Origin of the sequence: Frankia gtarii (genome assembly GCF_025403375.1) — a bacterium.
Classification (GTDB): domain Bacteria; phylum Actinomycetota; class Actinomycetes; order Frankiales; family Frankiaceae; genus Frankia; species Frankia gtarii.
The window spans coordinates 1-6,755 of sequence record NZ_JAMPTM010000336.1 but is presented as its reverse complement, the minus strand read 5'-3'; the positions used below and the strand labels follow the sequence as shown (position 1 = coordinate 6,755).

Here is a 6,755-nt window from a genome sequence, read left to right as displayed (position 1 = left end):
ACCCAAACCCGCCCGGGCGCAGCGCGCTGGCGCTGGCCTTCGCCTCCCACCTGCGCAATGTGCTGCGGCGCCCGGTACCCGGTCTCGATCCCCGGCTCGCCACCAACGTGGTGACCGCCGGGCTGCGGCCGGATCTTTCGGGTCTGCACGACCTGGTCCGGGTGCCCCACCTGGTGACGATCACCGATGGCACCGGCGCGGTGGCCGACACGATCGTGTGGGAGATCATGACCGGCGGGCAGTTCGACGCCTGGCTCGACGGCGCCCCCCGACCCGACCAGCGCGCCATCGAGGCGCACCTGCCGGGTCTGCTGCGGCTGCGGGGCCTGTACCGCTCGGGCCGGCTGGACCACCGCCGGCTCGGCGCGCTGCTCGACATGCTCGACGGCGGTCAGCTCACGACCCGGCTGATCCACCGCTTTCCTCGGGCCGTGCTCCCGCTGGCCGCGGCGGCCTGATCGGCCGAAGGCCACCCGAGCTCACCACGGCCGCCCGCAACGGCGCGGGTCGGTCGTGGTGTCCCGCGCGGGCGGCGGCGACGTGGACCGCCGCCGCCCGCGCTACCACCTCGGCGGCCGCCCGGGTGAGGCGGTGGTGGTGGTCCTGCTGGGCCACCCGCCTGGCCCGGGCGGGCGACCCCGGCGGCGGGCCGGGGCACTCGGGTAGTCCCGGGCCCCCGTATCCCACCGGCGGCGCTGCGCCGCCGGTGCCACCGCCCGGTCCGCGTCCACTACCTCACTGTTTCCCCGTGTCCCGCACCCCTCCCGCCCTGGCGGCGGCATCAGCGCACCGGATGTGGGCAACATGTGTCCTTCTGTGTCCCGTCGCTCGCGTGCGGAACCGCTGTGAGCAAGGGTTGTTGTGCGGCGCGCCTTCCACCACCCGACAGCCGATCTGGGCCTATGGTCAGGCGCACCGGAACGCCGCTTTATGGGGAGAGTCGCGGATGACCGTATCGCTCGAGGATGCCCGTCGGATCATCGCCGCCGGGGAAAGGTATGCGATTCACCTCGGCCAACCGGTTAACCTCGCTGTCGTCGACTACGCAGGCATTCTGGTGGCCCATGTCCGGATGGGCAACGCCCGCCTGCAGACCGCCGACATCTCGGTCGATCGGGCCTGCGCGGCGCGGGCGCCCGCCGCACCGGCCCGCCTGGTGAACCACACCGGCGGCGAGGGCGGTTCCGTCGGGGACGAGGGGTTCGGCGGCTGGGAGCGTCCCGAGCACGAGCCCGGTTCGGGACTGACCGGCGCGCTGCCGCTGCGGCGGGACGGAAGGATCGTCGGCGCCGTCGGGGTCAGCGGCGCTCCCGCACCGCTGGATGAGGCCATCGCCCGCGCCGCCGCCGCCGCGTTCTGACCGCGCCGCTTGCGGTGGCGGAGCTCAGGCGTCCGGGTCGGGCGCCGGCGCCTCCACATGGCCGAGGGGGCGTCCGGGCGCCACCTCGTCCCGTACGAGCCGCTTGACGGCGGACGGCTCAGGAAAGCCCTGCTCCCGTCGGTCCCAGAGCACCCGGTCGCCGAGCCGGACGACGAACACCCCGCCGGTCGCGGGTACCAGGCAGACCTCGGCCAGATCACCCTCGAACGTGGTCAGCAGCTCCTGGGCGAGCCAGGCCGCCCGTGGCAGCCAGCGGCAGCGGGTGCAGTACTCGATCTTCAGGGTCGGTTTCGCCGCGGCCATCGCCCTATCCTTCCCCGCCGACCAGGTGGCAAGGGTGGGTCGGCGAATGTTTCGGCGGGCATCCGGCGTGACCCGCAGCCTAAACCCGCGGAATCAGCGTTCCAGCGAATCTCACAAATTATTCGGAATGGCATCGGTGCATGACGCCGTGCATCAAGCTTAGAGGAGTGAGCAGCGTCACGGCTGCGGCCGCGGGCCGCAGGCGACCGGAGGGCGGGGCGCGGCGTCGAGTGCGGGGCCGCCGCCGCGTCCTCGTCGGCCTGCTGGGCCTGGTGGTCGCGCTGGGGGCGGTCGGCTGCCGGGTGTCCGGCAACGAGAGACCGGCGACGCCGCGCTGCGCCGAACCGGGTGTCACCCCGGACTCGGTGCGCCTCGGGCTGCTCTACCCGGACACCGGCAATGCGGCGTCGCTGTTTGCGCCGTTCCGGGCCGGCGTCGACGCGCGGCTCGGGGTCGCCAACGAGGCCGGCGGGGTGGGCGGCCGCCAGGTCCAGTACACCTGGCGTGACGACGCCTCGAACCCCGCGGGCAACGAGGCCGGTGCCCGTGAGCTGGTCCGGACCGACCGGGTCTTCGGCATCATCGAGTCGACCTCGGTCGCCAGCGGTTCCGCGGCGTACCTGCACGGCGGGCGGATACCGGTGACGGGTACGTCGCTGGAGGCGGCCTGGACGCAGAACGACAACATGTTCAGCTACTCGAACATGATCTCGGATGGGCCGTCCGTCACCACCTGGGGCGCGTTCGTGGCCGAACGCGGCGGGCGTAACGCGATCATCGCGCAGTCGGCGTTCTCGGCGACGTCGGTGACGATGGCGGACAAGCTGGCGCTGAGCCTGCAGGCGGCGGGTATCCGGGTCGTCGGGCGGGTCGACGCCACCGGGCCGATCGACATCCCCGGCATCGGGGAGAAGGTGCGGGCCAGCGGCGCGGACGTCCTGGTCGGCGCGGTCACCGGCGCCGCCTTCGGCCAGGTGGTCGTCGGTGCCCGCGCCGCGCGCGCGAACCTGCGCGTGATCCTGTCACCCGTCAGCTACGACCAGCGCCTGCTGAAGGTCTTCGGCCCGGTGCTCGCCGGCCTCTACACGTTCGTCGACTACCAGCCGTTCGAGATGGGCGCGCCCGCACACCAACGCTTCCTGGCCGCCATGCTCAAGTACGCCCCGCAGGTGTCACCGCCGGCCCAGCAGGCCGCTCTGTCCGGCTGGATCTCGGCCGACATGTTCCTGCGGGGGCTCGCCGCGGCCGGGCCGTGCCCGAGCCGGGAGGCGTTCATCCGAGGGCTGCGCGGGCTGAAGGGTTACGACGCCGACGGCCTGCTGCCCGCTCCGATCGATTTTTCCTCTCATTTCGGGCAGATCAACCGCTGCTATACCTTTCTGCAGGTCGCCGCCGACGCCAAGCATTTCGAGCTCGTGCCGCCGGCACCCCGCTGCGGCGACGAGATCGGCCAGTAGGGGCCGGCACCGCCGGGGAGTCGTCGCCCGCCCGCCGGCCGCGGCGCCCTGCCCGCGTGGGCCGTCTGCGCACGTCCGCGGGCCGACATCGGTGCGCCCGCTGGCCGTACCGACGCGGCGTCGGGGGGTGTGAGCCGCTCCGCCCCGCCAAGCTGCCCCTGTTGCAGACGGTCGGACTAGCATCGTCGGGGCGGCATAAAGACATCGCAGTCTCGTGGGCCGGTCCACGATCGCCGTCGGTCGTCCCGGTCCGCCACCCGAGCTTCCGGATGACCTGTACCAGGAGATGCCAGTGAGTTCAACGCCCGTCAACGTCACCGTTACCGGCGCCGCCGGTCAGATCGGCTACGCGCTGCTGTTCCGCATCGCGTCGGGCCAGCTGCTGGGCGCGGACACGCCGGTGAAGCTGCGGCTGCTGGAGATCCCGCAGGCCGTCCGGGCGGCCGAGGGCACCGCCCTCGAACTCGAGGACAGCGCGTTCCCGCTGCTGGCCGGGGTGGACGTGTTCGACGACGCCAAGCGGGCGTTCGAGGGCACCAATGTCGCCCTGCTCGTCGGCGCCCGTCCCCGGACCAAGGGCATGGAGCGCGGCGACCTGCTGTCCGCCAACGGTGGCATCTTCAAGCCGCAGGGCGAGGCGATCAACAGCGGCGCGGCGGAGGACATCCGGGTCCTGGTCGTCGGCAACCCGGCGAACACGAACGCGCTCATCGCCCAGACGCACGCGCCGGACGTGCCCGCCGAGCGGTTCACCGCCATGACCCGCCTCGACCACAACCGCGCGATCGCGCAGCTGTCGAAGAAGCTCGGCGTCCCCAGCGCCGAGATCCGCAAGATCACCATCTGGGGCAACCACTCGGCCACCCAGTACCCGGACATCTTCCACGCCCAGGTGGGTGGCCGCAGCGGCGCCGAGGCCGTCGGCGACCAGAAGTGGATCGCCGAGGAGTTCATCCCGCGGGTGGCCAAGCGCGGCGCCGAGATCATCGAGGTCCGCGGTGCCTCCTCGGCCGCCTCGGCCGCCTCGGCCGCCATCGACCACGTCTACACCTGGACCAACGGCACCCCCGAGGGGGACTGGACCTCCGCGGCGATCCCGTCGGACGGCTCCTACGGCGTGCCCGAGGGGCTCATCTCCTCGTTCCCGGTGACCGCCGCCGGCGGAAAGTTCGAGATCGTGCAGGGCCTGGAGCTCGACGCCTTCTCCCGGGAGAAGATCGACGCCTCGGTGCGTGAGCTCGCCGAGGAGCGCGACGCCGTCCGCGCGCTCGGCCTCATCTGAGTTCTCCCGAGCGCAGCGCACCATCCGCGGAGCGCGCGGGCGGCACTCGACCGTCCGCGCGCCCCGCCGGCGAAGATCTGCACCGGACTCTGTCGCGGATGTGACGCATCCGCCCGGTGCCGCCCACCCCGGGCTTAGAATTCGTGCGAGAAACGCGCCGGCCGGCGAACGCCTGCCGGCGTCGGCCGCATCCTGGGATCGGTTCGGGGGCTCGTGATGCAGGGGCTGAGCGAGATCGAGATCAGGGCGCTCGCCAACGCCTTCAACATGCACCTCAAAGCAAATCTGCTGTTGGTGCGCGCCGGTCTCACCCGCGACCGGGTGCCGGAGTTCACCGGCACGCCGTATGACTATTGGTCGGAGATCTCGGCGCAGCTCGAGGACGGGCTGCTTCCCGACGGCAGGGCGCGCATCCTCGCCGCCGCGGCGAAGTCGTTCCCGGCCAATGAGGTTTTCCGCGTCGGCTCGCGGCTCGCTGCGCCCCCCGATGTTGCCGTGCCCCCCGATGTTGCCGTGCTCCCCGATGTCGCCGTGCTTCCCGATGTTTCGCCACTGGTCGTCGATGCGTCCTCGGGCGCGTTCTCGACCGTGCGGAGGCGTCAGCGGCCGCCCGTCGGCGCACCGGAGCACGCCAGCCTGTTCTTCCTCGACGCCCGCCGGTACAGCCGGCGCAGCATGCTCGGCCAGGTCGACTGGCGGGCGGCCCTGCGGGAGATCGTGGCGGCGGCCATCGATGGGCTCCGGCTGCCGGGGGAGTCGATCCGACTGCTTCAGGACCACGGCGACGGTTTCCTCGGCATCGTGGCCGGAACGGAGCCCAAGGCGTACCTCGCCAGCGATTTCGTCCGCGAGCTGCAGATCGCCCAGCGCGCTTACAACGACGGGCGCGAACCCGACAGCCGGCTGCGGCTGCGGATGTCGCTGCACCACGGCGACGTGGTCGTGCATGGAACCGGTGCCGCGGGCGACGCCGTCGTGGTCGCCGCTCGGCTGATCGACGCGCCCCAGGTGCGCGGCATGTTGGAGCGCTATCCCGACGCCGACCTGGTTCTCGCATTGTCCCCGGAGTACTTCCGCAACACCGCCGCCGAGCGGATGCGCGGTCTCGACCCGGCGGCGTTCCGCGAGTTCGACGTGGCGGTCGGCGAGAAGTACGCCGGCACCGCGTGGGTGACGCTGCCCGGTCATCGGGAGAATCCTCCCCTCGGCGAGGATCCCGCCGAGCCCCGGGCTGTGGACGTTCCAGGGCCCGTGGACGCGCCGGCGGGTGTGGTGCCGAGCCCGCCGCATGCCGCCGCTGCGTCGGCGGCCGACTCGCGTGGCGATACCGCGCATGCCGCCCCGGCCCCGGACGACGTTTGGCGTGGCGGTGCCGCGCAGCGGCCGGGCGTGGACGAATGGCGCAGGCAGGCCGAGGATCGCCGGCGGAGTCGGAAGCGTCCGACCTCGCCGCCGCCGTTCCCCGGCGGCCGTACCTGACGCGCTGACCGCGGGATGGCCGCTGTCATGGGGTGGCCGCCTGCACCGCGCCGCCTGTCGCCGCGGCGAGCAGCTGACCCAGGCCGCGGCCGTAGCTGGTGCTCCCGTCGAAGCGGCTCCACTCCGCCAGCGCCGTCATCATGGTCCGCAGTTCCATGGTGGACGCCTCGCCGGTCCGGGCCCGCTCGATCAGGCTGTGCACCCGGGCGGTCCAGGTGAGGGCGTCGTCGCCCGCGGCCCGCGCCCGGCGCGCCGCCTCGTCGATGCGGGCCCGCCGCAGGATCGGACGGCCGGTGGCGGTCGGCGCCTCGGCGAGCCGGAGCAGCCCGGCGGCCCGCCCGGCGTCGGAGTTGATGCGGCCGTAGCCGGCCAGCGACCGGCGCCACAGCTCCTCGGCCCGGTCCAGGTAGGCGGGACGGGCCACGGGGATCGGCGAGCCGTCCGGCCTGCGCCCGAGGGTCTGCGCCCCGCCGTCGGGATAGCCGGCCCAGTCGCCCCGCACGAGGGCCGCGTGCGCCAGGGTGGCGTCGTCGGCGCCGCCCAGCGTCTCCACCGCGTCCAGCGCGACGCCGGCCTCGGCCGCCCGATCCAGCCGGAACAGCAGGTCGGCACGCAGGATCCGGGCGTATGCGCTGGCCTGGCTGACGGGCAGCGTGGCCAACCGAGCGACGAGTGCGTCGGCCATCGTCAGCACGTCCGCCGCCGCGTGGGCAACGTCCTCGACACCCCAGCCGGCGCTCGCCGCGGCCCGCTCCGGGCGTTCCGCCACGACCAGGCCCGCGGACATGAGCGGCTCGGCGGACGGCGGCATCCTGCCCGGGGCAGGCAACTGGGCTGGGGCAGGCAACTGGGC

5 protein-coding genes and 2 pseudogenes are annotated in these 6,755 nt (G+C 73.2%); 5 read left to right on the top strand and 2 right to left on the bottom strand.

Going from position 1 to position 6,755, the window contains the following annotated elements; genetic code table 11:
- Positions 1–458 (top strand): annotated as a pseudogene (locus NBZ83_RS28760) (hypothetical protein); the annotation flags it as partial.
- Positions 459–946: 488 nt separating this feature from the next.
- Positions 947–1,360: a heme-binding protein gene (locus NBZ83_RS28755; RefSeq protein ID WP_261569188.1), complete on the top strand. Its 414-nt coding sequence runs from the start codon at positions 947–949 to the stop codon at positions 1,358–1,360.
- A gap of 24 nt (positions 1,361–1,384) precedes the next feature.
- Here the strand turns inward: NBZ83_RS28755 and NBZ83_RS28750 are convergent, their stop codons facing one another.
- On the bottom strand, positions 1,385–1,684 hold the full coding sequence (locus tag NBZ83_RS28750) for an Rdx family protein (protein WP_261569189.1): 300 nt from the start codon (positions 1,682–1,684) through the stop codon (positions 1,385–1,387).
- Between the two features lie 167 nt (positions 1,685–1,851).
- On the opposite strand from NBZ83_RS28750, the gene NBZ83_RS28745 reads away from it, so the two are divergent.
- The 3 genes from NBZ83_RS28745 (at position 1,852) to NBZ83_RS28735 (ending at position 5,902) form a co-directional block, all read left to right on the top strand.
- Positions 1,852–3,141 (top strand): ABC transporter substrate-binding protein, encoded by a 1,290-nt coding sequence (locus tag NBZ83_RS28745; protein ID WP_438803234.1) that lies wholly within the window; start codon positions 1,852–1,854, stop codon positions 3,139–3,141.
- Positions 3,142–3,433: 292 nt separating this feature from the next.
- Positions 3,434–4,423, top strand: coding sequence for a malate dehydrogenase (locus NBZ83_RS28740; protein ID WP_261576193.1), 990 nt, complete (start codon positions 3,434–3,436; stop codon positions 4,421–4,423).
- Positions 4,424–4,639: 216 nt separating this feature from the next.
- Positions 4,640–5,902, top strand: a complete 1,263-nt coding sequence (locus NBZ83_RS28735; protein ID WP_261576192.1) for an effector-associated domain EAD1-containing protein — start codon at positions 4,640–4,642, stop codon at positions 5,900–5,902.
- A gap of 25 nt (positions 5,903–5,927) precedes the next feature.
- Here NBZ83_RS28735 and NBZ83_RS28730 read toward each other — a convergent pair.
- Positions 5,928–6,755, bottom strand: a pseudogene (locus NBZ83_RS28730) (hypothetical protein); the annotation flags it as partial.

Excerpts from the sequence above, each read along its gene's own strand:
- NBZ83_RS28755 (WP_261569188.1), top strand. The coding sequence starts at position 947 with ATGACCGTATCGCTCGAGGATGCCCGTCGGATCATCGCCGCCGGGGAA.
- NBZ83_RS28750 (WP_261569189.1), bottom strand. The coding sequence starts at position 1,684 with ATGGCCGCGGCGAAACCGACCCTGAAGATCGAGTACTGCACCCGCTGC.
- NBZ83_RS28735 (WP_261576192.1), top strand. The coding sequence starts at position 4,640 with ATGCAGGGGCTGAGCGAGATCGAGATCAGGGCGCTCGCCAACGCCTTC.